Source organism: Pseudarthrobacter enclensis, from assembly GCF_001457025.1.
Classification (GTDB): Bacteria; Actinomycetota; Actinomycetes; order Actinomycetales; family Micrococcaceae; genus Arthrobacter; species Arthrobacter enclensis.
On sequence record NZ_KQ758602.1, the window covers coordinates 269,620 to 295,339 of the forward strand.

At 67.2% G+C, this 25,720-nt stretch carries 33 protein-coding genes; 12 read left to right on the forward strand and 21 right to left on the reverse strand.

All coding sequences use genetic code 11. The features are described 5' to 3' along the window. Nucleotides 1-5: 5 nt before the first annotated feature. From AS031_RS11705 to AS031_RS11715, 3 genes are all read right to left on the reverse strand, one after another. Nucleotides 6-875 carry a glycosyltransferase family 2 protein gene (locus tag AS031_RS11705; RefSeq protein WP_082641998.1) on the reverse strand — a complete coding sequence of 290 codons (870 nt, stop codon included), beginning with the start codon at nt 873-875 and terminating at the stop codon, nt 6-8. A 174-nt stretch (nt 876-1,049) separates the two neighbouring features. Then, a complete protein-coding gene (locus AS031_RS11710) occupies nt 1,050-1,406 on the reverse strand; it encodes a hypothetical protein (protein WP_058268324.1) in 357 nt (118 codons plus the stop codon). Between the two features lie 41 nt (nt 1,407-1,447). Further along, on the reverse strand, nt 1,448-2,362 hold the full coding sequence (locus AS031_RS11715; RefSeq protein ID WP_058268325.1) for an SDR family oxidoreductase: 915 nt from the start codon (nt 2,360-2,362) through the stop codon (nt 1,448-1,450). 207 nt (nt 2,363-2,569) lie between these two features. Between AS031_RS11715 and AS031_RS11720 the strand changes: the two genes are divergently transcribed. Genes AS031_RS11720 through AS031_RS11735 form a run of 4 tightly spaced genes read left to right on the forward strand, consistent with a single transcriptional unit; the run spans nt 2,570 to nt 4,859 of the window. Beyond that, the gene (locus AS031_RS11720; protein ID WP_058268326.1) at nt 2,570-3,082 is read left to right on the forward strand and encodes a DUF6328 family protein; all 513 of its coding nucleotides are present in this window, start codon (nt 2,570-2,572) and stop codon (nt 3,080-3,082) included. A gap of 15 nt (nt 3,083-3,097) precedes the next feature. Continuing rightward, nucleotides 3,098-3,760 (forward strand): DUF6766 family protein, encoded by a 663-nt coding sequence (locus tag AS031_RS11725; RefSeq protein ID WP_058268327.1) that lies wholly within the window; start codon nt 3,098-3,100, stop codon nt 3,758-3,760. Between the two features lie 21 nt (nt 3,761-3,781). After that, entirely contained in the window at nt 3,782-4,111 is a 330-nt protein-coding gene (locus AS031_RS11730; RefSeq protein ID WP_058268328.1) for a hypothetical protein, read from the forward strand. 4 nt (nt 4,112-4,115) lie between these two features. Next, complete coding sequence (locus tag AS031_RS11735; RefSeq protein ID WP_058268329.1) at nt 4,116-4,859, forward strand: MBL fold metallo-hydrolase; 744 nt, start codon at nt 4,116-4,118, stop codon at nt 4,857-4,859. A 27-nt stretch (nt 4,860-4,886) separates the two neighbouring features. Here the strand turns inward: AS031_RS11735 and AS031_RS11740 are convergent, their stop codons facing one another. The 6 genes from AS031_RS11740 to AS031_RS11765 form a co-directional block, all read right to left on the reverse strand. After that, the gene (locus AS031_RS11740) at nt 4,887-6,011 is read right to left on the reverse strand and encodes a glycerate kinase (RefSeq protein ID WP_058268488.1); all 1,125 of its coding nucleotides are present in this window, start codon (nt 6,009-6,011) and stop codon (nt 4,887-4,889) included. A gap of 86 nt (nt 6,012-6,097) precedes the next feature. After that, on the reverse strand, nt 6,098-6,907 hold the full coding sequence (locus tag AS031_RS11745; RefSeq protein WP_058268330.1) for an SDR family oxidoreductase: 810 nt from the start codon (nt 6,905-6,907) through the stop codon (nt 6,098-6,100). 78 nt (nt 6,908-6,985) lie between these two features. Next, nucleotides 6,986-7,426 carry a hypothetical protein gene (locus tag AS031_RS11750; protein ID WP_058268331.1) on the reverse strand — a complete coding sequence of 147 codons (441 nt, stop codon included), beginning with the start codon at nt 7,424-7,426 and terminating at the stop codon, nt 6,986-6,988. Between the two features lie 93 nt (nt 7,427-7,519). After that, the gene (locus AS031_RS11755; protein ID WP_218918358.1) at nt 7,520-7,966 is read right to left on the reverse strand and encodes a hypothetical protein; all 447 of its coding nucleotides are present in this window, start codon (nt 7,964-7,966) and stop codon (nt 7,520-7,522) included. Between the two features lie 142 nt (nt 7,967-8,108). Continuing rightward, nucleotides 8,109-8,933, reverse strand: coding sequence for a class I SAM-dependent methyltransferase (locus AS031_RS11760; protein WP_058268332.1), 825 nt, complete (start codon nt 8,931-8,933; stop codon nt 8,109-8,111). A gap of 67 nt (nt 8,934-9,000) precedes the next feature. Then, nucleotides 9,001-9,375: a SpoIIAA family protein gene (locus AS031_RS11765; RefSeq protein WP_058268489.1), complete on the reverse strand. Its 375-nt coding sequence runs from the start codon at nt 9,373-9,375 to the stop codon at nt 9,001-9,003. Nucleotides 9,376-9,457: 82 nt separating this feature from the next. On the opposite strand from AS031_RS11765, the gene AS031_RS11770 reads away from it, so the two are divergent. The 3 genes from AS031_RS11770 to AS031_RS11780 all read left to right on the forward strand — a co-directional run bounded on the left by AS031_RS11770 (nt 9,458) and on the right by AS031_RS11780 (nt 13,954). Further along, on the forward strand, nt 9,458-11,164 hold the full coding sequence (locus AS031_RS11770) for an ATP-binding protein (RefSeq protein WP_058268333.1): 1,707 nt from the start codon (nt 9,458-9,460) through the stop codon (nt 11,162-11,164). Nucleotides 11,165-11,184: 20 nt separating this feature from the next. Further along, nucleotides 11,185-12,726 carry a putative bifunctional diguanylate cyclase/phosphodiesterase gene (locus AS031_RS11775; protein ID WP_058268334.1) on the forward strand — a complete coding sequence of 514 codons (1,542 nt, stop codon included), beginning with the start codon at nt 11,185-11,187 and terminating at the stop codon, nt 12,724-12,726. Between the two features lie 169 nt (nt 12,727-12,895). Then, complete coding sequence (locus tag AS031_RS11780; RefSeq protein ID WP_058268335.1) at nt 12,896-13,954, forward strand: EAL domain-containing protein; 1,059 nt, start codon at nt 12,896-12,898, stop codon at nt 13,952-13,954. A 9-nt stretch (nt 13,955-13,963) separates the two neighbouring features. Here AS031_RS11780 and AS031_RS11785 read toward each other — a convergent pair whose 3' ends face one another. Then, a complete protein-coding gene (locus AS031_RS11785) occupies nt 13,964-14,212 on the reverse strand; it encodes a DUF6480 family protein (protein ID WP_058268336.1) in 249 nt (82 codons plus the stop codon). A gap of 134 nt (nt 14,213-14,346) precedes the next feature. Here AS031_RS11785 and AS031_RS11790 point away from each other — a divergent pair, with 134 nt between their 5' ends. Further along, complete coding sequence (locus tag AS031_RS11790) at nt 14,347-14,799, forward strand: hypothetical protein (protein WP_058268337.1); 453 nt, start codon at nt 14,347-14,349, stop codon at nt 14,797-14,799. Between the two features lie 75 nt (nt 14,800-14,874). Here the strand turns inward: AS031_RS11790 and AS031_RS11795 are convergent, their stop codons facing one another. From AS031_RS11795 to AS031_RS19950, 4 genes are all read right to left on the reverse strand, one after another. After that, on the reverse strand, nt 14,875-15,681 hold the full coding sequence (locus tag AS031_RS11795; RefSeq protein WP_058268338.1) for a glycerophosphodiester phosphodiesterase family protein: 807 nt from the start codon (nt 15,679-15,681) through the stop codon (nt 14,875-14,877). A gap of 41 nt (nt 15,682-15,722) precedes the next feature. Further along, entirely contained in the window at nt 15,723-15,971 is a 249-nt protein-coding gene (locus AS031_RS11800; RefSeq protein ID WP_058268339.1) for a hypothetical protein, read from the reverse strand. Nucleotides 15,972-16,094: 123 nt separating this feature from the next. Next, on the reverse strand, nt 16,095-16,913 hold the full coding sequence (locus AS031_RS11805; RefSeq protein ID WP_058268340.1) for a Cof-type HAD-IIB family hydrolase: 819 nt from the start codon (nt 16,911-16,913) through the stop codon (nt 16,095-16,097). Nucleotides 16,914-17,047: 134 nt separating this feature from the next. Beyond that, a complete protein-coding gene (locus AS031_RS19950; protein WP_158505828.1) occupies nt 17,048-17,185 on the reverse strand; it encodes a hypothetical protein in 138 nt (45 codons plus the stop codon). Nucleotides 17,186-17,605: 420 nt separating this feature from the next. On the opposite strand from AS031_RS19950, the gene AS031_RS11810 reads away from it, so the two are divergent. Further along, nucleotides 17,606-18,136: a hypothetical protein gene (locus AS031_RS11810; RefSeq protein WP_058268341.1), complete on the forward strand. Its 531-nt coding sequence runs from the start codon at nt 17,606-17,608 to the stop codon at nt 18,134-18,136. 88 nt (nt 18,137-18,224) lie between these two features. Here AS031_RS11810 and AS031_RS11815 read toward each other — a convergent pair whose 3' ends face one another. From AS031_RS11815 to AS031_RS11835, 5 genes are read right to left on the reverse strand one after another with little or no spacing between them, the layout of a single operon-like run. Then, nucleotides 18,225-19,268: an AAA family ATPase gene (locus AS031_RS11815; RefSeq protein WP_058268342.1), complete on the reverse strand. Its 1,044-nt coding sequence runs from the start codon at nt 19,266-19,268 to the stop codon at nt 18,225-18,227. A 27-nt stretch (nt 19,269-19,295) separates the two neighbouring features. Then, on the reverse strand, nt 19,296-20,654 hold the full coding sequence (locus AS031_RS11820) for an FAD-dependent oxidoreductase (protein WP_058268343.1): 1,359 nt from the start codon (nt 20,652-20,654) through the stop codon (nt 19,296-19,298). A 12-nt stretch (nt 20,655-20,666) separates the two neighbouring features. Next, nucleotides 20,667-21,074: an arsenate reductase ArsC gene (locus AS031_RS11825; RefSeq protein ID WP_058268344.1), complete on the reverse strand. Its 408-nt coding sequence runs from the start codon at nt 21,072-21,074 to the stop codon at nt 20,667-20,669. Further along, complete coding sequence (locus tag AS031_RS11830) at nt 21,071-21,766, reverse strand: aquaporin (protein WP_371325987.1); 696 nt, start codon at nt 21,764-21,766, stop codon at nt 21,071-21,073. Before AS031_RS11830 ends, AS031_RS11825 begins: the two co-directional genes overlap by 4 nt. Before the next feature lie 2 nt (nt 21,767-21,768). Beyond that, a complete protein-coding gene (locus AS031_RS11835; RefSeq protein WP_058268346.1) occupies nt 21,769-22,119 on the reverse strand; it encodes an ArsR/SmtB family transcription factor in 351 nt (116 codons plus the stop codon). 118 nt (nt 22,120-22,237) lie between these two features. On the opposite strand from AS031_RS11835, the gene AS031_RS11840 reads away from it, so the two are divergent. From AS031_RS11840 to AS031_RS19790, 3 genes are all read left to right on the forward strand, one after another. Next, nucleotides 22,238-22,669 (forward strand): LexA family protein, encoded by a 432-nt coding sequence (locus AS031_RS11840; protein WP_058268347.1) that lies wholly within the window; start codon nt 22,238-22,240, stop codon nt 22,667-22,669. A gap of 389 nt (nt 22,670-23,058) precedes the next feature. Continuing rightward, the gene (locus tag AS031_RS11845) at nt 23,059-23,394 is read left to right on the forward strand and encodes a MarR family transcriptional regulator (RefSeq protein WP_058268348.1); all 336 of its coding nucleotides are present in this window, start codon (nt 23,059-23,061) and stop codon (nt 23,392-23,394) included. Between the two features lie 224 nt (nt 23,395-23,618). Then, complete coding sequence (locus tag AS031_RS19790; RefSeq protein ID WP_141688807.1) at nt 23,619-23,939, forward strand: hypothetical protein; 321 nt, start codon at nt 23,619-23,621, stop codon at nt 23,937-23,939. Between the two features lie 163 nt (nt 23,940-24,102). Here AS031_RS19790 and AS031_RS19795 read toward each other — a convergent pair whose 3' ends face one another. Together AS031_RS19795 and AS031_RS19800 are read right to left on the reverse strand one after the other, a co-directional pair. Continuing rightward, nucleotides 24,103-24,621 (reverse strand): hypothetical protein, encoded by a 519-nt coding sequence (locus AS031_RS19795; RefSeq protein ID WP_141688808.1) that lies wholly within the window; start codon nt 24,619-24,621, stop codon nt 24,103-24,105. Nucleotides 24,622-24,822: 201 nt separating this feature from the next. Continuing rightward, nucleotides 24,823-25,611, reverse strand: coding sequence for a hypothetical protein (locus AS031_RS19800; protein ID WP_141688809.1), 789 nt, complete (start codon nt 25,609-25,611; stop codon nt 24,823-24,825). Between the last annotated feature and the right edge of the window lie 109 nt (nt 25,612-25,720).

Genomic DNA, 25,720 nt, shown 5'->3' on the forward strand with positions numbered 1-25,720 from the left:
CCGCCTTACGCAGGGCGAAGGTTGAGCACCACGTCGTAGGCCTCCACCCGGCGTTCGGTCACCGTGGTGGGTGATTCGAGGTGCACGGCACCCGACGGCAGGATCCCGGCGCCGCCGTCGCGCTCCATCACCTGCCACTGGGCCAGCACGTCCTCACCGGCGTGGTCGGGGGGCAACTCCTGCCAGAAGCTGAACCCGCCCGCGCCGGTGAGTGCCTCCCGCCGGTAGAGCACGCAGCCGCCCAGCCAGGCCACGCGGTAGGGCAGCCATTGCCCGGGCTGGAGCGACAGGTCGGCGCTGATATGGGTGAGGTTGGCCGCGCTGTGCAGGGGCCACCGCTGGAACGCCGGCTCGCGGGGCCGGATCCGTTCCGGCGCAACGCCGCCTTCCCACGGCTGGAAGGCGACGGTCTGCTCCGGCCTCCGGTCCTGCAGGTAGGACAGTCCCTGCGGTGCCATGCCCACGAACCCGCAGCCCAGCTCCTCCAGCGCGAGGCTGAGCCGTGCCAGCGCACCCGGTTCCAGCCAGACGTCGTCGTCAAGGAAGAGGCAATGGTCCGCGGTGGACTGGTCCAGCAGGAACTGGCGGTGTTCCGCCAGTCCGCGGCGCGGCAGGTGGCGCGTCAGCGTGACGGGACGGCCCTGGGCCTCCAGGACGCGGATCATCGCGGCGGCGGCCGGGTGTTCCCACCCCGGGCTTCCCTTCGACTGGTCGCTGATGACGACGGCGAATGCCGGCTCGGCCTGCCCTGCAAGCCCGGACAGGGTGACGGCGAGTTCGGCCGGGCGGTCGCAGGTGGGGACCAGCACGTCCACGGCCACGTGCTCCGGGACGTCGGCCCGCTGCGCCCACGCCTCTGACGATCTCCTGCTCACGGCATGCCTCCTCCTGCGGCGGACGGCAACGCCCGGCCCGCTCGTGTGGTGTGGTGGTTCCGGCTGGTCCGTACCCAGCCCTCCCCCGGATATGCTCCGGAACGGCGGAGGCCCCCGCCGCCACATCCGGACCGGACGCGGCGGCAGGGGCCCGCTGCGGAAGGGGCGGAACTCCTAGCCGGCGTTGAACTCCTCGCCGTCGTCGTCCTTGGGCGACTGTTCCTGCGGAAGGTCGTTGCCGCTGCCGTCCGGGATCCCGGCTTCCTGCTGCGGCTCCGAGGACGTGGGAGCCGAACCCTGGGAGTCGTCGTTGTTCTCGTCGATCTCGGCGGCGCTGGAGGGAAGGTCGGCGTCCCGCGGAACCTGGTCCTCCCCGGCCCCCGCCTGGGGTTCGTTGGTGTCCGCGCCCGCGCTACCCTGTGAACCTTGGGTTTGCTGCTGGCCCTGGCCGCCCATCTCCTGCTCGGCGGTAGGGGTGCCGTAGCCGCCGGGATCGGATTCGGGGGCAGCGTGCTGGTTGTCCTGCGTCATGGTTCCTCCTGTAGTGGTTGCGGATGAGATGGTCGTGAAGGCTAGAGGCCCTTGCCTCCGGTCACCGGAAGCACCGCCCCGGAGATGTAGGAGCCGTCCTCGGAGGCCAGCAGCACATAGGCTGCCGCCAGCTCGGCCGGCTGGCCGGCACGTTCAAGGGGCGTGTCCTGGCCGAAGCTTGGCAGCTTGTCCGGCCATTCGGTGGCCGGGATCAGCGGAGTCCAGATGGGCCCGGGTGCAACGGCGTTGACCCGGATGCCCTTCGGCCCCAGTTCCTGGGCCAGGGCCTTGGTGAAGGCCACCTGGGCAGCCTTGGTCATGGCGTAGTCGATCAGCCCGGGCGAGGGGTTGAAGGCCTGGATGGACGCGGTGGTGATGATGGACGCGCCCGGCTTCAGGTGGGGCACCGCCGCACGGGCCGACCACAGGAGCGAGTACAGGTTGGTTTTGAACACCCGGTCGAACTCTTCGGTGGGGAGTGTCTCCAGGCCTTCACGGTTCTTCTGGTACGCCGCGTTCAGCACCAGCACGTCAAGGCGACCGAATTCGCGCACCGTGTCCTCCACGATCCGGGTGCTGAATTCCTCCTCGCGCCCGTCCCCGGGCAGGAGCAGCGCGCGGCGGCCGGCCTTGCGGATCCACTCCGCGGTGTCCCGGGCGTCGTCTTCCTCTTCCGGCAGGTAGGAAATGGCGACGTCGGCGCCTTCGCGGGCGAAGGCGATGGCCGCTGCCTTGCCGATTCCGGAGTCGCCGCCTGTAATCAGCGCCGCCTTGCCTTCAAGCTTTCCGTTGCCCTCATACGAGGCCTCGCCGTGGTCCGGTTTGGGGTCCATGGGAGCTGTCAGCCCCGGCTGCTTCTGTTCCTGCTCCGGGAACGGACCCGAGTGGTAGCCGCCCCGCGGGTCCTTGGGCTGGTCTGTCTGTTTGCCTGTTTCCTGCTTGTCAGTGCCGCTCATAGTCCGCCTACTCAATCGTCGGTTTCCGAAGAGCTTCGCCGGTGCACCGGCTCTTCGACGCTATCCCCCCGGTGGAACCAAGTCCACCGTTCAGAGCCAATCATCAGTAAACTTATCAAATACTGGTGCCGGCGCAACGTCCGCCCTTTTCTGGGTAGGTGAAGAACAGGAGAGGAACCACGGGCCGCCGCACGGGAGGGAGCAACGATGTCCGAAGTGGAGGATTACACCGGCAGGACCGGGCGGAATGAAACCCGCGAGGAACAGCTGGACCGCAACTGGGCCGAGCTCCTGCAGGAGCTCCGCGTGCTGCAGACCGGCGTGCAGATCCTTGCAGGCTTCCTGCTGACCCTGCCCTTCCAGTCCCGCTTCGAGGACCTGGACGAGTTCCAGGTGAACCTGTACCTGGCCAACGTGGTGGTGGCTGCCTTGACCACGGCTATGATCCTGCTTCCCGTCAGCGTGCACCGGCGGCTGTTCCGGAAACGCCTGAAGGAAACCCTGGTGTCCAGTGCGGACGGCTTGACCAAGATCGCCCTGGGCGGCATCGCCCTGCTCAGCGCCGGCACGGCCGCCCTCGTTTTCGACGTCACGGCCGGGCGCACCGCGGGCCTGACGGCAGGGGGAAGCCTGATGGCGGTGATGGTGGTCCTGCTGGTCTACGTCCCCATCCACCTCAACCGCAAGGCGGCCGCCGGCAAACTCGGGCGGAAGCTCTAGGGAAGGAGTAAGAAGATGCGCAAGTGGGCTAAAGAGCACGGATTGCTCCTGGCGAACGTAGCCCTGTTCCTGGCCTTTTTTGGCGGGATGATCCTGTCCGGGGCGGCCTCCTACAGCGAGGACCAGCAGGCGCACGGCGAGCCCGCCGTCACCGTGTTCCAGTTCCTGGCCACCGGTGAATTCCTGGAAGCCACCTTCGAAAACTGGGAGTCGGAGTTCCTGCAGATGGCCATGTACGTGGTGCTGACCATCTTCCTGTTCCAAAAGGGCTCTTCCGAGTCAAAGCCGATGGGCAAGAAGGCTCCACAGGACGAGGACCCCCGGGACGCGGCCATCAGCAAGGCCACACCATGGCCTGTAAGGCGCGGCGGCGCGGCGCTGGCTTTCTACAACCATTCGCTCTCCATCCTCCTGTTCGCCCTGTTCCTGGCGTCCTTCACCATGCACGGGGTGGGCGGTACGGAGGCGTACAACGAGGACCAGCAAAGCCATGGCCAGCCCACCGTGACGTTCCTGCAGTACCTGGGCACCAGCCGCTTCTGGTTTGAGTCCTTCCAGAACTGGCAGAGCGAGTTCCTCGCCGTCGCCGTCCTGGTGGGAGCATCCGTCTACCTGCGGCAGAAAGGCTCCCCGGAGTCCAAGCCTGTCGCCGAGCCGCACTACGACACCGGCGCCTGAGCCGGACCTGAGAGGAACCTCATGGGAAACACACTGAAAACCATCCTGCTGGCACTGCTGCTGGCGGCCGCTCCGGCCGTCTCCGCGGGCACGGCCATCGCGTCCCCGCCGGCCACGGCCGGATCCGCCACCGGATCCGTGGCAATGTCACTGCCTGCCGGGAACACCCCCACCCCGTCTCCCGGCGACACCTCATCCACGGGGCCGGCCAACCCCGGCACCGGGGAGTCCACGGAGAACGAATCCACGCGCGTGAACTATGCGCCGTGGATCATCGGCGGCATCGTGGTGGTGGTGCTCATCGCGGTGCTGCTGTGGAACCGCCGCCGCAACAAGCCGTTCGTCGGTTGATCCGGTGATCACCCGCAACGTTGCTGACGGAATCCACCTCATCAGCCACGCGCACGTCAACTGCTATGTGGTGGAGGACTCCGACGGGCTGACGTTGGTGGATGCCGGGCTGCCGAGCATGTGGCCGATGCTGCAGGAACTCCTCAGCGCGTGCGGCCGCCGGGCAGCTGACGTGCGCGCTGTGGTGCTGACCCACGGCCACTTCGACCATGTCGGCTTTGCCCTGCGCGCCCACCGCGAATGGAACGTCCCGGTGCTGGTGCACCCGGGTGACACGCGGCTTGCGGCGCACCCTTACCGCTACAAGCCGCAGCGGAACCGCTTCCTGTATCCGCTGGCCCACCCGCGGTCCGTTCCGCTGCTGGCCCGGATGGCCGCTGCGGGGGCGTTCAAGGTCAAGGGGGTCGGCGACACCCGGCCATTGGACACGGGCGTCAGGCTGCAGGTTCCAGGCCGCCCGGTGGCCATCCACACGCCCGGGCACACCGACGGGCATTGCATCCTGCACTTTCCGGAGCGGAATGCCGTGCTTGCCGGCGACGCCGTCGTTACCCTGGACCCCTACACAGGGCGAAGCGGCCCGCAGATCGTGGCGTCGGCGGCCACCAAGGACACCGGACAGGCACTGAGATCACTGGACGTGATCGCGGCCACCGGCGCGGCCACCGTCCTGACGGGACATGGAAGCCCTTGGACCCAGGGCGCGGAGGCCGCGGTGGACCATGCGGTCAGGGTGGGTGCCCACTAAGCCCATCCCTGCCGGGCCGGAGAAATGCTAGGCGCCCTCGAGGACCTGGCTGGTTGCCCACGCAAGGTACTTGGCGGCGTTCGCGATGGCCTCTTCCGGGCTGGGAGCCACGTCCAGCAGCTGCGCGGCGGCAACCACCCCGTGCCCGGTGAGGTCTTCCATGGTCACCAGGATCCGCCCCGCCACGACGATCACGGGGATGCCCCGTTCCCGGGCGGCGTCGGCGAGGGCGATGGGGGCCTTGCCGGTGAGCGACTGGGAATCCATGGATCCTTCACCGGTGATCACCAGCTCCGCTTCGGCCAGCTCCTTGGCAAGCCCTGTCAGGCCGGCCACCAGCGCAAACCCGCCCTCGAGGGCGGCATTGGTGAAGGCAAGGAACGACGCCGGGAAGCCGCCGGCTGCCCCGGCGCCGGGTACGTTGACGTCCCGGCCCGTGGCTTCGCGCAGGACCGATGCCCAGTTGCGCAGTCCGGCGTCCAGCAGTTCCACGCCTTCCGCGTCGGCTCCCTTTTGGGGAGAGAAGACGTGGGCCGCGCCGTTGGGACCGTAGAGCGGGTTGCGGACATCCACGGCGATGCGGAACGTAGCCGCCGCCAGCCGCGGGTCCAGCCCGCTGGTGTCCAGGGAGACGACGTCGGCCAGGGAGCCGCCGCCCAGAGGCACCACATTGCCGGCGCGGTCAAGCGGTTTGAGTCCCAAGGCACGCAGCGCGCCGCTGCCGCCGTCGGACATGGCCGAGCCGCCAAGGCCCAGCACGATCTCGGTGGCGCCCGCGTCCAGCGCAGCGGCGATCAGCTGACCGCAGCCGTAGCTGTGGGCACGGAGGGCATTTTCCGGGGTGGGTTCCATGTCCGCCAGGCCGGAGGCCTGCGCGGTTTCAATCACGGCGGCGACACTGCCGCCGTCGTCCTTGCGGATGGCCCAGGCCGCACCGAGGGGCGCAAGGATGGGTCCCACCACGGCGTTCAGGCGTTCCTCGAAGCCGGCCGCCACGGCCGCTTCCAGGGTGCCTTCGCCGCCGTCGGCAATGGGAAACTGCGTGGCCACGGCGTCGGGGTACACGCGCAGTGCGCCCTCGGCGATGGCGGCTGCTGCTTCAGCGGCCGTGAGGGAGCCTTTGAACTTGTCCGGGGCGATCAGGATGCGCATGCGGTCCATCATGCCAGCCGCTAACTGGAATGCGCTTGCCTGCTCCGTAATACGGACGTTCCCAGCCGCCTGCCGGCGCGGACGCCTTAACTCTCCCGCCAGTCATGGCCGGTAATGTGCGAGCCTGCCTGCGGACCCATCTGCAGCATGCCGCCGTCCACAGCCCAGGACGCACCGTTCACGTAGCTGGCGGCCGGAGAGGCGAGGAAGGCGATCACGGCGGCCACTTCCCGGGCGTCACCGGGACGTCCCAGCGGCACACCCGGCCGGTCCTTTGTGGCCGGGTCCTCGTCTTCCTGCCCGGTCATGGGAGTGGCGATCTCGCCCGGAGCCACCGAATTGGCGGTGATTCCGTGCTCGGCGAGCTCCAGGGCAAGTGTCTTCATCAGGCCGCCCAGGCCATGCTTTGAAGCATCGTAGGCGGACGCTCCGACGCGCGGCTGGGACTCGTGCACACTGGTGACTGCCACCAGGCGGCCGCCATTTCCGGCTGCGACCATGCGCCGGGCGGCGGCCTGCAGGCATACGAACGCGCCGTTGAGGTTGGTGTCCAGGGTCCGCATCCAGGTCTTGAGGTCGAGGTCCAGGAACTTGGTGTCATCACCCGAACCGGCGTTGTTGACGAAGACGTCGAGGCCGCCGAGTTCATCCGCGAGGCCGTCGATGACGCCCGCGGCGGCATCCAGGTCCGTGGTGTCGAGTTGCCGGATCACAGCCTTGCGGCCCAGCGCGCGGACCTCGTCCGCGGTCCCCTCGGCCCCGGCTTTGTCCGAGTGCCAGGTGATGCCGACATCCAGCCCCGCGCGGGCCAGGGCGACGGCGGCTGCCTTGCCGATTCCCGAGTCGGAGCCGGTGACGATGGCGGTGGCGGGCTGGAACGTTCGGGTGTCCTTCATCAGGGCCTTTCGGTCAGTGGAGCGGTGCCGGCGGGGCTGCCGGAGGCGGGGCGGCGGCAGGTACGGGCGGGCGTCTTCTCAGGCGGGGCGGCGAAGCTCCGGCGGGTAGCCGGCTTCCAGGCTCCCGGCTTCCTGGCCGCCTGCGTCACCGGCCATGTCCGCTGTGTCCGGCACGGACATCAGCGGCACGGCGAACGTCACCACGGGCCGGCCGCTTCCGTCAGCGGAGCGGATGGTCAGGCTCCTGGTTCCGGGCGGAACGGACGGGGTGAACACCTGCAGGACACGCGAGCCCAGGGCCGCGGAATCCTGAAGTGTGTACTCCGTACCGAAGTGGTCCTGGAGGATGATGTCAGGCTGGCGCCCGCCGTCGGCGGCCACTTGGATGTTGACCACCAGGCCGGTGGCCCAGATCTCCACGGAAAGGACTGTGAACGCCGTAGCGTCGGTGACGTGCCGGCCGTAAGTGGGCGGCAGCAGCATCCCGCGAAGGGTGCCGGAGGGGATGATTTCTCGCATGTGATGGGTTCCTGTGGGTCTTGCATCCGCCGTCGCCCGAGCGGCGCCGGGAGGTGTTCCGGTGCCGCGGGGGCCAGGGGATGCGGGTGCGGCTTAGGCGTCTTCGCGGTTGGGGTTCTCCAACCGGAAGAAATTCGATTGCTGCCCGTCGCTGCGCTGTTCCTGATAGATGAAGTTGAGCTTGCGGGAGTCGAAGGTATCGAACCATTCGTCCCAGCTGATGTGGCGGAGCTTGTCATTTCCGCCGCCGAAGTCGATGCGGAGCACTCCGAGGTGGTCGCCATGTTCGGTGCCTTCCACCGTGGCGGGGACGCCCTCGCGTTCCTCGGCCCACTGCCTGATGACTTCGTGGTACGTGGTGGCCAGGCTGCGGCCCTCACGCTCGGGCTCGTCCTCGGGGGAAGTGACTTCCTGGGAGTACTTCAAGGATTTTGAGGACTCCGGTCCCTGGCGGATCTTTCCGTCGTCAGGCCCGGGGCCCAGGTCGTCATGCCTCCCGGCATCGCCACTGCCCCTGGTGCTGTCCTTGTCCGCTGCCATACGGCCCTTCCTTCCCTGCTTTCCCAGCTCCAGCTAACTAGTAAGTCTACTTACCATGTAGCATCCGGGCCGGACCCGGTGTCAAGGGGAAGGCGGGGTTTCGGCGGTAAACCACATGCTGCCGGGAACCCGGACGGCCCGTTCAGTACCCGGCTTCCGCCTGGGGAGACGAGGCCTGGACGGACTCGCGGCGGGGCCGGAGGGCAGCCACGTACCCCGGCACACGGCTCTGGCGCTCGACGCCGGTGACCGGGTTCGTTTCGATGGCCACGGCTCCCTCCTCCAACAGGTCCCACGCTGCCGGGGGAAGCGCCAGCGAACGCTCCTTCGGCCCGAAGTGGCCGGGCATGGGCAGGCCCCTGATGGCGCGTTCCAGCGGTGCGGGGATGCTGTGGCGGGTGGCACCGAGGTGGGTCACGTACTCCACGGGGTTGCCCTGGAAGTTGGTCTCGGCAAGGAAGACGGTTCCCTCGTCCCCCGCCAGGACCCGCAGGTTCTCCGCCAGGGCCGCCTGGTCCTCCGGCGTCAGGACGTGGAGCACACCCCGGACAAAGACGTTGGCGGGGCCGTCCACCAGGCCGGCTGCAGCCCCGGGCGCCGTCATGTCCCGGATGTCGAAGCGGATGTTGCCGATGCCGGCGGATTCGTCCGCGGCGCGGGTCACCGCGTGCCGGGAGATGTCAACGCCGATGGCCTCGGAAAAGATGCCGGCCAGCGAGCGGGTGAAGCTGCCGTGTCCGCAGCCCACGTCCACCACCGGCAGCATGGGGTCGAGGTGGCGCAGGAGGATGTCGCGGTAGCCCAGGAATTCATGGTCCGTCCCGGCGTCCCACAGCACCTCTCCGCCGGGCCCGGTGGAAGTGATCCCGGCCCAGTAGCGGTCCCAGGCCAGGGGGCGGTCCTTGGGCGCCGAACGGGAAAGCCGGATGAGCCTGGGCAACAGGAGGTACTTCCGCCAGGCGGACATTTCGGGCTTCGCTGGGTTAGGCACGTCCCAACCATATGTCCTGGGGCAACTATCCGGGCCGTATATGTCAGGCTTCGCGGGTCAGCCAAGCCATGGCTTCGGCCCTGGAAGTAAAGAAGCGGGTGGGGCAGGGCAGGCGGGTGACGCCGAGGGCGAAGTTGGCCATGACCTTGTCCACCGGCGACGATCCCAGGAGGGCGATCCGGGATGCCTGGCAGGGGCGGCCGAAGACGGCCCGGGCTCCGCGGCTAACCTTCTCCGTGGTGGCCATGTCCACCAGCATGGGCCGCCGGGTGGGTCCGCACATCTCGTTCACCCTGGCCATGGCGCTTTCGGCGTCGGCTTCGCTGATGGATGCCCCGCGCGGCCACAGGAGCTGGAGGACGCCGTCCCCGTCCAGGCTGAGATGGCCTTTATCCTGCCCCTCCGGCTGCTGCGTCACTTTGTCCTCCCGCACGTTCTTTCTGGAGCCGCAGGCCCCTCATCCCCCTACAATGTACTCAACTGGGAGGGAAGGGGTTGTAGTGGCGGCTGAAACGCCTGAAGTTTCGAGCGCGCCCCGCACCGTCGTTGTGGCAGACCCCGACGCCGGAAGGCTGGCTGACAACGTTGCGGCCCTGCGCGGTGCCGGCTATGCCGTGCACGCCGCCAGCGATGGTGCCCGGCTTGCCGCCCTGCTGTCCTGCCACGAGGCCGCCGCGGTCGTAGCGGACGCCTCCCTCCTCTCCGGCCTTGACTCCGAAGCGCCGCTGCTGGTCCTCGTTGACCTTGACGATCCTGCTGAAACATCCGTGCGGCCGCCCGGTATCCATGACTGCATCACCAAGCCCACCTCGCCGCGCGAACTGGTGCACCGCACCTGGGCCCTGATCGACCAGGTGGCCCGACGGCGGGCTTCCCGGCAGGACGCCGAGGCCCTGCGCGAACAGCTCCGGCTCGTCTCGGCGGCGGTCCGTGCCACCAACGATCCCCAGGAAATCGCACGCTGCGTGGTGGAGGGGTTCGGCAGGACCTTCAAAGCGGACCACGTCCGGCTGGAAACCTTCGAGGACAGCCGGGTCCCGCGGATCACCGCCGCATGGTCCGCCTTCGGCCTCGCACCCTTGTCCGACGACGACCTGCCGGACGAGGACTCCGCGCGCCGCACCGCCGACCTTCTGTGGGCAGGGGCCGAGACGCTCTCCACGGACGCGGGGGACGCGGACGATTCCGAACCGGGCGGGGGACGCGCGGCCGGCGGGACGGCAGCAGATGGCGAGGCGCCGGCGTCGGGCATTGCCAACGCCGCCTCGACGCTCGCGGTGCCCATGGGCGAGGGTAACTCATCCCTGGGCATCATCTGGATCGCCTCGATGGAAAAGCCGCGGAAATGGTCGCGCGCGGAGCTGGGCCTGATCCAGCACGTGGCCGGGAACGCAGCGCACGGGCTGATCCAGAGCCACCTGATCAGCAGCCAGCAGCAGGTGGTCAAGCAGCTCCAGCAGGTGGTCAAGCAGCTCCAGCAGCTGGACAAGGCAAAGACCGACTTCCTGGCCACCGTGAACCATGAACTGCGGACCCCGCTGACCTCCATCATGGCGTACCTGGACATGATCCAGGAGAGCACCGAGCAGCGCGGTTCCGCCGAAATCCACCAGATGCTGGACATCGTGGTCCGCAATACTGAGCGGCTACGCACCCTGATCGAGGACATGCTGAGCGTTTCCCGCAACGGCCTGGACGACAGCCTGATGCACCTCACCCCGGTCCGGCTGGGCCACACCCTGGACCTGGTGGCTGCCGCGTTGCGGCCCCTGGCCACCCTGCAGAACGTGACCATCGCGGTGGATCCCGTCCCGGAGGATCCTGAAATCCTCGCGGACGAGGTTCAACTCCAGCAGGTCTTCACCAACCTGGTCTCCAACGCCATCAAGTTCACCCCCAGCGGCGGCCGCATCGAGGTGGGCAGCGAATCCCACGCCGCCGAGGACGGCAGCCGCTGGGCCACGGTCCGGGTGGCGGACAACGGGATCGGCATCTCCAGCGACGAAATCGACCATGTGTTCACCCGGTTCTACCGGGCCTCCAACGCCATGTCCGGCGCCATCCCGGGAACGGGGCTGGGGCTGGCCATCACCAAGGACATCGTGGCCCGGCACGGCGGCCGAATCGATGTGGCCTCCACGCTGGGCGCGGGAACCACCGTCACGGTCAGCCTCCCCCTTGATGCAGACCACACCCAGTCCAACTGAGCAGGGGAAGGAACCGTCCGATGTTCGCGGATAACGATCCCCGCCTCTCCCAGCTGCTGGACCATATTGTCCGGATCGCCTCCGGCGACCTCGCCTCCCGCGTTGAGGTCTCCCCCGCCCGCGATGAGCTGGACGCGATCATCATGGGCACCAACCTGCTGGCCGAGGACCTGCAGATCATCTACGAGGAGCTGGAGCAGCGGGTGCAGGTCCGCACCCAGATGCTGCACGAGGCGCACCTCAAGATGCAGAAGATGGCCATGCAGGATCCCCTGACCGGCCTGGCCAACCGGTCCGCTTTGATTGACGCGCTGCGCGCCGCCTTGGACTCCGAATCCGCGGACGGGGAGGGCCCGGTGATCCTGCTGATGGACCTGGACGCGTTCAAGTCCATCAACGACAGCATGGGCCATACCGCCGGGGACCAGGTCCTGGTCACCGTGGGACAGCGCATCAGGAACGCCGTCCGCTCCAGCGACGTCGTGGCCCGGCTGGGCGGGGATGAGTTTGCCATCGTCATGCCGGCCGTGTCCCCGGACCAGGCGGCCATCGTGGGCCACCGGATCCTGGCCGCGCTCAGCGAGCCGATCGAGCTGCCCGGCAAAAGCGTCCGCTGCGGTGCCAGCATCGGGTTGAGCGTCGGAGCGCCGGGCCAAACGCCCGAGGAGATGCTCATGGAGGCGGACGTTGCCATGTACGCGTCCAAGGCCGAAGGGCAGAACAGGCTGCACCGGTTCGAGCCGGGACTGCTGCTGGTGCGCCGGCTCCGGAGCCAGCTGGTGGAGGACCTGCGGGCAGCGATCAGGAATGACGGGCTGATGCTCTACTACCAGCCGGTGGTTGACCTGGTGACCCGCCGGCTTGAGGGTGTGGAGGCGCTGGTCCGCTGGAACCACCCCACGCGCGGGTTCATCATGCCCGACGAGTTCATCCCCCTGGCCGAGGAAGCAGGCCTGATTTCGGAGCTCGGCAACTGGGTGCTGCGCACCGCCGTGCAGCAGCTGCGGACCTGGATTGATGCCGGGCTGGTGGACGCAGCCTTCTCTGTCCGGATCAACATCTCCGCCACGGACCTGCAAAGTCTGCAGTTCATCGAGGACGTGCGGAACGTGCTGAAGGAAACCGGCGTCGGGCCCGGACAGGTGGTCCTGGAACTGACCGAGGTTGCCATCGTCAAAGGCAACGAACTGGACAGGTACTCGCTGGCGGGCCTGCGGGGGCTGGGCGTGGGAATCGAAATCGATGACTTCGGGACGGGCTATTCGTCCATCAGCTACCTACGCCGGCTGCCCGTGGACCGGGTCAAGGTGGACCGGTCGCTGATTTCCGGGCTGGGCACTGACCCGGGCCAACCGGCCCTGGTCTCGGCGGTCCTGCAGCTGGTCCGTGCCTGCGGCCTGGAAGCGGTGTGGGAGGGCGTCGAAACGGCGGAGCAGGCGGACATGCTGCGGGACCTGGGCTGCCTCAGCGCGCAGGGGTACTTCTTCGGCCGGCCCGTCCCGCCCCACGAGATCCCCGCGTTGCTTGCTGACCAGCAGGAAAGCGCTCACCGGCAGCAGTAAAAGTACTGCACTTTTCTTTCCTCCCGATATACGATCATCGTGCGGGGGACGGTTTTCCGGCACCGCGGAAAACTGTCGTTGTCAGCAGTGCCTAACGTTTAAAGGCGTTTTTGAAATTGAACATTAATGGGCCAATGGGTCATTACTTCGTCAACTGGGGGCGTTGCTAATGTCGGTTCGTGTACAGGCGTGGGGAATAATCGCCGCGGTCCTGGCGGATACTGATCCGTCCGGAGCCGCCGTGCGCCAGCGCCTCAGCAACAGCCTCGATGAGAATCCGGGCGTCCCGGAACGGGCGCTGCTGGAATACCTGCTGGAAACCCGGCGCAGTGACGCGAATACCGAGGAGACGCTGGAGAGCGCACGGGAGATGCGCCTGGCGCCCCATGCCATGCCGCCCAGGCTCGCCGAGCAGCTCGATGCGATCCGCAGCGTGTCCCGGATCAGCTCGCTGCTGGCCAACCAGATGCTGATGACCGCTTTCCAGCCCATCTACGGGCTGGCGGACAAGACCGTGGTGGGCGTCGAAGCGCTGTCACGGTTCGTCAGCGACGACGGTGCCGCTGCGGAACTGTGGTTCGCCGAGGCCGCGGCCGTCGGGCTGGGCGCCAACCTTGAGTTCTCAGCACTGGGGTCCGCCGCCCTGGCCGCGAAGGACCTGCCGCCCGGCCTGTATGTCTCCCTGAACATTTCGCCCACGTCCTGTCTGGACCCGCGGCTTCCCGAACTGTTCGACCACATCCACCTTCCCATTGACCGGGTGGTGCTCGAACTGACCGAAACCATCCCGGACGAGGAATACGCGCAGTTCATTGCCGCCATCAACCCGCTGCGGGACAAGGGGCTGCGGATCGCCATTGACGACACCCACTCCGGCGCGGGCGCGCTGAGCCGCATGGTCCACCTGCGACCGGACTTCCTGAAGGTGGGCCGGGACGTGTTCGGCGGGGTGGACAACGACGGGCTCCAGCGCGCCCTGACCACCTGCCTGGTGGACTTCACCGGGCAGATCGGCACCACCCTGGTGGCCGAGGGCATTGAGACCGTCGGCGAGCTGAAGGTCCTCACCGAGCTGGGCATCGACGCCGGCCAGGGCTACCTGCTGGGCCGGCCGTCCGTGCGCCCGCAGGACTGGGCATCATGGAACACCAAGCTGGACCCCGACGGCTTGGACCGCCAGCTCGCCGACCGGTCCGGCGGCGGCGCGACGGGCAGCGAACCCGCCTAGGGCAGCGTTCTATTCCTCGTGGCCCTGGTCCCGGCTCATCTGGCCTTCAGCCGGCGGGGTCTCACCCGGCGGCACTCCTCCGCCGGGCTCCAGGCCGGTAACGTTACCGTCGGCCGGGTCCGGATTGGGTGAATTCCCCGCTTCGCTGCTGCGCTGACGCCCCAGGTCCCCCTGGGCTGCGCCGACGTCGGGGGCCTCAGCGGACTTTCCTGGCCGGTCCGGGTTCGCGGGATCATTCTCCGGGTGGTAGCTGCTCACGGTCCATGTCCTTCCGTTCTGGCTGCGGTCCGGCACCCCAGCTCTGGACTAATTGTAAGCATGCTGATAATTCTGGAGGAGTAGGCCCGGACGGCCGCTGGGGTGTCCGGCACGCGATGTCAGAAGGAGCAGTCATGGGAATCGGCGACAGCATCGGCAAGGCAGCAGAGAACGCCATGGAGGACCTGGCGGGTACGTCCGACCCCGCGGAAAAGATGGACGTTCCGGATCCCGCGGACCCCAATGACCACGTGGAGGTCCATTCCTCCCTGAGCGAGGGTTCCAATGCCATGGAGGCGGAGAAAGAGAAGGCGCCGGGCCTGAAGACCGGAGCGGCCCCGGGGCCGGTCTCGGAGAATCCCCTCGGCGGCGACGCCGACAGGCCGGCGGTCGGCGGGACGGGCAGTGACTCGGCGGACGACGACGGCGGCCTGGCCGGAGACGCCACGGCACCTGGCGGAGCGGCAGGCGCAGCGGGCGGCCGGGTTTCCGGGCCGGGTGGACTTCCCGAAGGGAACCCAGATGAGCTGCGGGCAGACCCCTCGGAGGGCGACCAGGATCCGTCCACCAGCACCGGGCGCGGCTGACCGCCTGCCGCAATCGCCGCCGTCGTCAACGGCTGTGGACGCTGCCGGCGGCGGGCAGGCCGGGAGTGGCCGGAGTCAGCGGGGCTCCGGCCACTCCCCGCGCTCGGCTAAAACGGCGCGCAGCAGGTCCGCGCGGTCGGTGACGATGCCGCCCACCCCCAGTTCAAGGAGCCGGCGCATCTCGTCGGGCTCGTTGATGGTCCAGACATGCACGGTGAGTCCCAGGGCGTTCGCGCGCCGCAGGAATCCCGGGGTCACCACCCGCACCGCACCGTAGCGCACCGGCACCTGCAGGGCATGGACATCGCGCAGGACCCTCCGCATCAGCCACCGGAAGGCGGGGCCCGGAAGCACAGGCCCCAGCAGGGTGAACAGGGCGTTGGACCCCACCCCGGCCGACGCCGCGACAGGGCGGCTGAGCAGCTTCAGCACCGCCCGGCGCCGGCGGTCCGAGAAGCTGGTGACCAGCACACGGTCGTGGACGCCGTGCCGCTCAATGGCCTCGGCGGTGCTGCGGACCGAGTTCCAGTCCTTGACGTCCAGGTTGACCCTCGCCTCCGGCAGGGCGGTGATGAGTTCCTCGAAGGTGGGAATCGGCTCCCGGCCGGCGATGCGGGCGTCGGCCACCTGCCGGGCCGGCAGGTCCGCGACGGGGCCGCTGCCGTCCGTCACCCGGTCCAGGGTGGAGTCGTGGAAAAGGAGGAGTACGCCGTCGGCCGTGGTGTGGACGTCTGTTTCCAGGTACCGGCAGCCCAGGTCAACGGCGGCGCGGAAGGCTGCCATCGAGTTTTCCAGCCCGTCCATGGAAAAGCCGCGGTGTGCCATGGCAATGGGAAGCCGGGCGCCGCCGGCGTCCGGGTGGTCGAAGAACGGCAGGCTCACAGTGCGAGCGTACCGGAGCCGGGGGCGCGGCGGGGCGGGCGTCAGTCGGCGTGCGGGAAGATCTCCACCGCGTCACCGCAGTGCAGCAGGGTCCGGCCCCGGCCGCCGTCCAGGTGCACCCATACGGCCGAGTGGTCCGCCGTGATGGCATCCACCACGCCCGCGGCCTCGAAGCCGGGCGAGAGCCGGACGCGGACCCGGTCCCCCTGTTGGAGTTTCTTCCAGTGCGGCGCGGGCGTTGCCCGGCGCAGCGGTGCGTCAACGGTGTGGTGCTTTGCGCTTCGTGCCATCGTGTCCCCTTAGCCGGCGGGAGAGGCGTCTGCCCTCCGGCATCACGCTAGAGGGCCAAGGTGAACGCCAGGTGAGCGCTGCCTGTGAAAACGGCGGCGGGGCGCTGACCGGGAACACTGGCGTCAGGACTGCGGTACCCCCAGGGAAGCGAGCCGCTCCTCAAGGACCTGGGCCACGCCGTCGTCGTCGAAATGGGGCGCCTGCTGCCCTGCCGCGCGGATGGCTTCGGGGTGGCCGCTGGCCATCGCGTACCCCTGGCCGGCCCAGCGGAGCATCTCGATGTCGTTGGGCATGTCGCCGAACGCCACGACGTCAGCGGCGTCGATGCCCAGCGCTGCTGCGTACTTGGCCAGTGTGACGGCCTTGTTCACGCCGGGGAGCGACAGCTCCAGCATGGGGACCCCGGGCGAGGAGTGGGTGGCGGCCGCAAGGTGTTCGACGGCGGGAGCCACCTCCGCCAGGAAGCCGTCCGGCGTGCCCTCCCGGACGATGGCCAGGAATTTCACGACGGCGTCGTCCGCGGAGAGCGTGTCCCGCAGCGGCGCCGGGGTGAACTGGGAGAGCAGTTCACTGGATTCATTCTCGATGAAACCGGGCTCCAGGTGGAAACCGGTGAGGGTTTCGGCGGCGAACAGCGCGGCAGGACGGAGTTCCTTGATGATGCGGCGGATTTCGAGGACGGCGTCGATGGCGAGGGTCTGCGCGGACACCAGGTGGTCGGCCTCGAGGTCCCAGACCACGGCGCCGTTGGAGCAGATGACGCGGCCGGTGTGGCCCAGTTGCTCCTCGAGCGGGTGCAGCCAGCGCGGCGGGCGGCCGGTGACGAAGACCATCTCGACGCCGGCATCACGGCAGGCGTGGAATGCGCGGACGGTACGGGGGCTGATTTTTCCGTCGTGCCCGAGGATCGTTCCGTCTATATCGCTTGCCACCAACCGCATGCTGCCAGTCTACGTGCAGCACCATTTGAATAGCCCCAGTCCACGCACGTCTGCGGAGCGGCGGCCGTTCCCCTTGGCCATGTCAGTCAGCCCGGGGCGAACACCTGACGGGACGCACCTGCCGCCCGTTCTCTTCACCGACGGCTGCGCTGGAGTCCGATTGCCACGCCCACGGCCAACAGCAAGACCAGGCTTGCCGGAAGCGTGAAAAGGAAGAGTTGCTGAGGGCCGGTAACGGCCAGGATGGCGGTCAGTCCTCCGACGATTGCCACGAGACCTCCCAGTATTGCAACCATAGGGCGCAGTGCTTTCGAGCTGGTCATCATTTCTCCCCCAAATCTGTTGGTACGTACCGACGGTGGGTTGTCACCAAGGTGGTGGCACCGTAGCAGGGGCAACGCCCGGCAGTCTTGTCACACCACCAAAAGGTCACCGTCCCACCCGTGTTGGCAGCACCGGGTTGCCTTTCCGCGCCGCCCCCACGGTTCCCCCTACTACCGGCCCGTAGCGTAGCGCCGCGTTTCGGCGCGGGAGCATACTGAAAGCGCCGCCCCGCCACTGGCGCGCCCAGCCGTCCGGGGCCAGTCACCGGCAGCCCCGGGAGTCCTGCCGGCAGCCCGCGAACGTGGGGAAACTGCCCACGCTGCGCATCCTGTGAGGAACAACGGTCTCAGAGGGGTTGAAGAACAACAATGAACCGCACCAAAAATGGGGTACTGTCCCTGGCCGCCGCAGTGCTGGCGCTGGGGCTCACACCGGGAACCGCCGTTGCCCACGGCGGGTCCGGACACGGAGGATCGGACGGCGACGATTGGCGCAACAACGACGACCAGCGCCGGCTGGTCAGGGTCCTGCGCCATGTCACCGACGACTACCGCTGGCTGAAGAATGCGGAGGCGGACGGCTACAAGAAGATCACCGAGTGCATTGAGAAGCCCGGCGTGGGAGCGATGGGGTTCCATTACGCGAAGCAGGAACTCATTGACGACAAGACCCAGGCCCGCAAGCCCGAAGTCCTCGTGTACATGCCCGACCGGAACGGCCGGTACCGGCTGGTGGCGGCCGAATTCATCTCGACCGCCAAGGACCGGCCCTCGATTGCCGGGATCGACTTCGAGGATGGCCCGTTCCCGGGATCGTTCGCACTCCACGCGTGGGTGTGGCGGGACAACCCGGACGGCATGTTCGCGGCCTACAACCCGGACCTGCGCTGCCCCAAGTAGCAGCGGGAGTGTAGTTCCAGTCAGCGGCGGGCCACGGCATCCGGCGGGTGCCGTGGCCCGCCCGTGATCTCCTCCGCGGCGGCGCCCGTCAGGCCAGCAGCCAGCGCCACCAGCGGGGCCGTTCCGGTTCCGGCGCCGCGTCGGGCTCAGGCGCGGGTTCCTCGCCCAGGGCGAGCGCGGCCTCTTCGAGGTCGTCGGCGGTGAGCGTCATGACGGCGTCCCGGTCGAGGGCGTCGAGGCTTTGCCCCTCGTCCAGCGAGAGCCGCAGCGCCTGGCGGTTGAGCGCCTGCTCAAACAGGGTGCGGGCAAACCGCGCGTTGCCGGAGTCCTCGCCCTCGTGGAGGCCGGTGAAGATGCGGTGCAGCATCTGCTCCGCCCCCGACTCCAGCATGTAGCCGTGCTGGGCCAGCATTTGATGGAAGATCGTCTGCAGCGCCTCCACGGAGTAGTCCGGGAAGGTGATCTCGCGCGCGAAGCGGGAGCGCAGGCCGGGGTTGGAGAGCAGGAAGGACTCCATCAGCCGCGGGTACCCGGCCACGATCACCACCAGGCGGTGGCGGTGGTCCTCCATCCGCTTGAGCAGGACCTCGATCGCCTCCGGGCCGAAGTCCATCCTGCTGTCCTCCGGGGCCAGGGCGTAGGCCTCGTCGATGAACAGGACGCCGTCCAGTGCGCGCCGGATCACCCGGTCCGTCTTGATGGCGGTCTGGCCGACGTACTGGCCCACCAGGCCCGACCGGTCCACCTCCACCAGGTGGCCCTTCTGCAGCAGGCCCACCGCACGGTACATCTCGGCCAGGAGCCGCGCCACGGTGGTCTTTCCGGTGCCCGGGTTGCCCAGGAACACCAGGTGCTGGGAGGTGGCGACCTCCGGGAGGCCATGCGCCTTGCGGCGGGCCTGGACCTGGAGCAGTGCCACGAGGGCCCGGACCTGTTCCTTCACGGTCTCCAGCCCCACCAGGGCGTCGAGCTCAGCCTGGAGCTCGGCCAGCGGCCGCGCCGGCCCGGGCTTGGCACCCGTCAGGTCGCCCACCAGGTCGTCGACGCGGTCCGAGCCGGACAGCCGGAGCTGATCGGCCAGGTGGCTGATGGTTTCGCGCAGGTCATCGAGCGGGTTGCGGCTGAGAGCCATGCCTCCACTGTAGACCTGCATCACCGGTCAGAGGGTGACTGTCCCGCCGGTGCGGCCGTGCCGGAGCCCGGTGGGGAATCCGAGGTCCAGGGGAACGGCGGCGGTGGTTCCGCAGCAGGCTTCCTCCTCCGCTGCGGCCGGGACGCTGGTGGAGCACACCCCCGTTTCCGGCAGCTGGAGTTCCACGGCGTCCGCGGCCTCGGCGTCCCCGGACAGGACGGCGGCGATGGAACGGACCTGCTCGTACCCGGTGGCCATGAGGAAGGTGGGTGCCCGGCCGTAGGACTTCATCCCGGCGAGGTATAAGTCCTTCTCGGGCTGGGCGAGGACTTTGGCGCCGTGGGCGGGGACGGTGCCACAGCTGTGGAAGTCGGGATCGATCAGCGGGCCGAGGGCCTTGGGCGCTTCCACGGCGGGGTCAAGGTCCAGGCGCAGCTCGGAGAGGATGGAGAGGTCGGGACGGAATCCTGTGGCGGGAATGACCCGGTCCACTTCAACGGTGCGGCCGTCGGCGGAGTGAACGGTCACTGCGTCCCCCTGCGCGTCGATGGACGCGGTGTGGAAGCCGGTCAGCAGCTGGACGGCTCCGCTCTCGACGGCGGCGCGCAGCCGGGTGCCCAGCTGGCCCCGGGCGGGGAGTTGGTCGGCGTCCCCACCGCCGTAGGCCCGGGCCGGAGTGGCCGCGCGGATGGCCCAAAAGACATCGGTGCCCGGGTTGGCGCGGGCCACGCGGGCCAGGTCCAGCACCATGTTGGCGGCCGAATGCCCCGACCCGACCACCAGGGTTCGTCGGCCGGCGAAACCGCCGGCGGCAACGTCCGGCAGCGGTCCGGTGACCAGGCCGGCCGCGCGTGCCTCAGCCTCGCCCGGCACGGCCAGGCCGGAGGATCCCAGCGGCGCGGGGCTGAGCCACGTACCGGACGCATCGATCACGGCGCGGGCCGGCACCTCGGTGACCAGGCCGCCGTCGTGCTCTATCCGCACGACGAACGGCACCTGGTCGCGGCCCTGGCTGCGGCCCTTGTCCATGCCCTGCCGGGTGACCGCGACAACGCGGGCGCCGGTCCGGATGCGGTCCCTCAGTTCCGGTGTGGCGGCGAGCGGCTCCAGGTACCCGGAAACGATCTCCGATCCGTACGGAAGGGCGGTGGGCCGCGGCGCTTCCCAGCCGTTGCGCTCGAGCAGCCGCACCGAGGCCGCGTCGAGGTTGTACTTCCAGGTGGAGAAGACCCGGACGTGGCCCCACTGCCGGATGGCCGAGCCGACGGCGGGGCCGGCTTCCAGGACGAGAGGCTCCAGGCCGCGTTCGAGCAGGTGTGCTGCCGCGGCCAGGCCAACGGGGCCGGCGCCGATCACCGCGACAGGCAGGGATTCCAGGGTGGTCATGCTGTCCTCGCTTCAGTTCGCTGGAACCAGGGAGGCGATGAGCGCCTCAACCCGGCCTTTGATGTCGTCGCGGATGGGGCGCACGGACTCCACGCCCTTGCCGGCAGGATCCTCCAGGACCCAGTCCTCGTAGCGCTTGCCCGGGAAATACGGGCACTCGTCACCGCAGCCCATGGTGATGACGACGTCGGATTCCTTGACGGCCTCGGTGGTGAGGACTTTGGGAATCTCGGCGGACATGTCGATGCCCACCTCGGCCATGGCCTCCACGGCGGCCGGGTTGACCTTGTCCGCCGGCTGGGAGCCGGCGGACCGGACCTCGATGGCACCCCGGGACAGGGTGGTCAGGAACGCGGCGGCCATCTGGGACCGGCCGGCGTTGTGGACGCAGACGAAGAGGACGGAGGGTTTGCGGCTCATGCGGGCACCTTTCGGTCAGCCGTCACGACGGCGGAGGTTGCGGGGAGTGGGTAAAGGAGGCGGACCAGGGCGTACCCGGCCGCGCCGCCCAGCAGCTGGGCGAGGATGAAGGGAGGGACCGACGCCGGCGTGATGCCGGCGAAGGTGTCCGTGACGGTCCGGGCGATGGTCACCGCGGGGTTGGCGAAGCTGGTGGAGCTGGTGAACCAGTAGGCGGCGGTGATGTAGCCGCCCACGGCGAGCGCCACCCGGTCGGCCTTTCCCGAGCGGAGGGTGCCGAAGATGACCACCAGCAGCCCGGCCGTGGCGATGGCCTCGCCCAGCCACAGTCCGGGGCCGGTGCGTTCCCGGGTGGAGACGGTGACGGCGTCCAGCCCGAACATCAGGTTCGCGGCCGCGGTCCCGGCAAGCGCGCCGAGGACCTGGGCTGACACCAGGGCCGTTGCCGTGCGGGTGCCGACCATGCCCAGGGCGCGTTCCGCGAGGGTGACCACCGGGTTGAACGCCGCCGAGACGGGCTGCAGTGCCACGATCAGCGCCACCAGCGCGGCACCCGTGGCGAGGCTGTTCTGCAGGAGCTGCAGGCCGGCGTCGTCCGGGGACAGCCTGGATGCCATGACGCCCGAGCCGACCACTGCCATCAGCAGGAAGGCGGTGCCCACGAATTCGGCCAGGGCCCGGCGGGCGATCATGCTCACCGTGCCTGTCCCCCGATCAGCGCGGCGAGGTTCTGCAGCGCCTCATTGCGGGCGCGGTAGTAGACCCAGACGCCGCGCTTTTCCCGGTCCAGCAGGCCGGCCTCATGGAGGATCTTCAGGTGGTGGCTGATGGTGGGCTGGGACAGCTCGAAGGCATCGTTCAGGTCGCACACGCAGGCTTCCCCGCCCTGGTGCGAGGCCACGATGGACATGAGGCGCAGCCGGACGGGGTCCGCGAGCGCCTTCAGCAGCGGCGCAATTCCTTCTGCCGCCGTTTCAGACAGCGGCTCCCGGGCCAGCGGTGAACAGCAGGCCGCGGCCTGGACCGGGGTGAGCTCCCAAGACATAGACACATGTAAATATTTACACTCATCTATGTCTGGCGCAAGCACTTCCTGGGGGTGCATTGTCGCCGCCCGGGGCTACACTGAACCTATCGAACAAATATTCGAATAAAGGTGTGTTGTGGGCGTTATTGTCGGGCCTCGCGTGATAGATGCGGGAGCGTCGCTGTTCTCGGTGCTGATCTCCCCCGTGGCAGTGGCGGCCGGTTTTCCGTCACCGGCGCAGGACTATTTCGACGGCCGGATCGACCTCAACGCGCACCTGATCAAGGACATCACCAGCACGTTCGTCGTCAGGGTCACCGGAGACTCCATGGAAGGTGCCGGCATCAGCGACGGTGACGAACTGATTGTCAACCGCGCCCTGGAGCCCAAGGACGGCTCCGTGGTCATCGCCGTACTGGACGGCGAACTGACGGTGAAGCGCCTCCGCATCACGTCCGGCGGGGTTATCCTGCAGGCGGAAAACCCCCGCTACCCTGACATCCGCGTTTCCGCCCTGTCCGAACTGGTGGTCTGGGGAGTCGCTACCCGGTGCCTTCACCATGTGTGACGCGCGCTCCTGTCGCAGACGGGAGCGCCGTGGCCAGCTGTCTCATAACTAACGACGGGTATCCCATTTTTCCGTGACGGTTACGAGACATAGTTACGAGAATCGTCGTAGCCATCGTAGTCCCCGGATTTCAGCGAGAATCAGTGATACCGCAGGTGGGACGGCTGCTTTCTCGCTGAGACGTCTCGCATCCCAAGGGTTTTGAGACGGTTTGGCGCGAAGCGTTTGAGGCACCTTTACAAGAAGGCTTCGCCGGGCGCGTCATGCGGAATCTAGTACTTTCCGCCTGGAGCATCGCGGAGAGCAGGTGGAGCTTTAGTGGCGGAACGGCAATTCTGGGAAACGACGAAGACACTTGACTTCTAAATCTATATAGCTAGATTTACCCCATGGAGAACTTGGGGCGGATTACGCCGGCAACAGCGATGGTCCTGGAAGTTCTGCTGTCGGTCGATTCCGTTTGGGGGCTCCAGGTCGTCAAGGATGTCGGCAAAAAGCCTGGGACTGTCTATCCGATTCTTGATCGGCTTGAGGCGGCAGGGTGGGTCCAGGGGGAATGGGACTCAACGGAGGAGCGCAAGGGACCACGCAGGCGGTACTACCGCCTGGTGGCCGAAGCCCGTCCGTTGGCGAGCGAGTACGTCAAGGTGCAGCAGGCCAAGGCCCCGTCGCCTGCATCCCGGCCGTCACCGGTTATGAGTGAGGAACAGTGGTGCGGGGCGTGAGACGGACCGAGACCCTCCTGGCCATATGCGTGGCGTTGACGCCCCGGTACCTTCGGGCCGTTCGAGAAGAGCAGTGGAGAGCCGATTTACGGGACGGGCCGGGGCTGGGCATCTCCCCCTCTTCGCTGATATTCGGGGCGATTTGTTCATCCGTTACTGCGCGATTTCACGAGTTGCTTTACCGCGGCAGCATGCTGCTGTCGCGTTTCACAAAGGGGGACAATATGAAACTGGCACTAGGCATGGTCGGCGCGGCCGCGGTTCTTATGGGAGGCGCCATCGCGGGGATTCAGGCAAGTACGAACACTGAAAAGGTAGCAGCGCCGCCGAGCATGGGGGACGCAAGCCATCCCGAGTGCTATGACGCCGCCAAAATGAATGATCCCAACGACTTTTGCTATCAGACCATCGGGCCTTGGAACAGCAGGTTGCTCTCCGATGATGAGGTTCGTTCTGTTGTAAGCCTGGACCAGATGATCAGTGCGGGCCACCCAACGGATCAGATTCAGCGCTACTACCCGGAATACCAGCCAGTTACCAAGTAAGCCCTACGACTCCGAACCTCTAAGAGCTGTGGACCTATTTCCAGTGTCCGAACCCTCTGTGCCTCGAATCTCTAGCGTTTGAGACGGATCGTGGGCCGGTAGGACAGTCGTTTGAACCGTTGTGCTTATGGGGCGCCTGCGGTCCCTCACAGCTGGGGGAGCGTCACCGCGACGGGAGTGCTTCATATTCTGCATTTCCGGCCGTGTGGCTGAACCCAAGTTGTACCGAAGGTAAGGGGTTCAGGTGGCAGTACATTTCGGTTGTGGTGCCGTTCATTTGCCATTTGGAGGACGCTCTGCCGGATAGATCGGTGGTCTCGTCCAATGGAGGGCCATACTTTCCGCGAAGTCCCGCGTAGATATGGCGGTATGTGCGCAAGGCGTGAGGACCCTCGGCTAAGAGTTCTCCATCAAGGAAAACGTTGATGGAGAACAAGTTCCCGTTCAATGAAGCCCACGTGGCGGTTGCGATGGGCAGGCCGGAAGGAGCCATCAGATTACCTGTCATGACCGCGGCGTCGTTGTTGGAAGACTGGCCTGCTATTGGATCAAACCCTAAAAGGGCAAAGTACTTGGCCTGCTCTACTTCGTCTGCAGGCCATTTCGAGGTCACGATCCGGTCGATAAGGTCAGTTATCGATTCAGGACGAGGAACATGATTCTCACCGGTCGTCGCTTCCATAACAACACCTTACGTGCCGGCTCAGCGTGCCGTCGCAACGGGTTCGTTTAACTGATTCACCCCGTGGAATCTACTTTGTGTCTCGAAACCGCTGCGCCTCGAAACCCTAGCCATAGAAGTCAGCAGGGGTTGTTGTCTTCTATGGCTAGGATGGCGCGCCGGATGCCCCGCTCCGGTTGAGGAGCCTCCACAGGACATTACTTATGTGTCGTCCGAAGGTGTCCAGTCGAGGGTTTCAAGGAAGGAATTGGTCCTGAGTTCGTTGATGAGTTTGCTGCTTCCGCTGACCTTTGTCGCCCACAGGTCGTAATCAGTGTAGACAAGCCAAGATCTATCGGATGGCCAAATGTTCGCGGGCGTGAAGACTTGGTCGTCTTCGCTGGCTTCCTTAAGAACCGACGGGAGATCCAAAAGGTTTGCCTCGTATACCGGTGCTTCGCTTGGGTCCGCGAACCAAGTGAATACGTCGGCGAAATACAGTGAACATCTCGGCGTCGGCGAGTGGCGGGAGAGCACCGCTACAAGTTCGGCGAAATCTTCCTCGGACATAGATCCTTCGGCAGGAAGTTCTATATTCGCCGGAAAGTCTCTGACCGGAAACCAGCGGAAGCAGGGAGGAGGACCGTCCGCTGGCCGGTCTTGAGGGAACCGAGCCGTCATTTCAGACCAGGTGCGCCTTTGCCAGTCCGTCGCGGGCCTTCGCTGATATCCAAGGCCGCCGCCCGTCGAAGTCGTCACGTCATCAACGTTGACCCCTGCAACGATCAGTGGTTCTTCCTCACCGGACACTATCCGGGATTTCTGCAATTCATCGTGCGTGGGAAGCGGCCCGCCGAAAGGCAGCTCGTAGAAGGCATTAAGGATCCAGGTACTGTCCTCCCACCCAGAGGCATCACATCCGGTGAAATAGACTCCATCGGACCGGGCGACTAGCCAGTTTAGGTCGTCACTGCTTGGCTTCAAGTGGCTGTTTGTTTCGTACCAGTTCATATAAGACTTCCCCCATCAGTTCAGGCCATCCCATCATGTCAGCCGACCTGATGGAAAAACTGAAAAGTCGCTGGCGGGCCACAATAAGCTTTGATTCGGAATGTCTTTG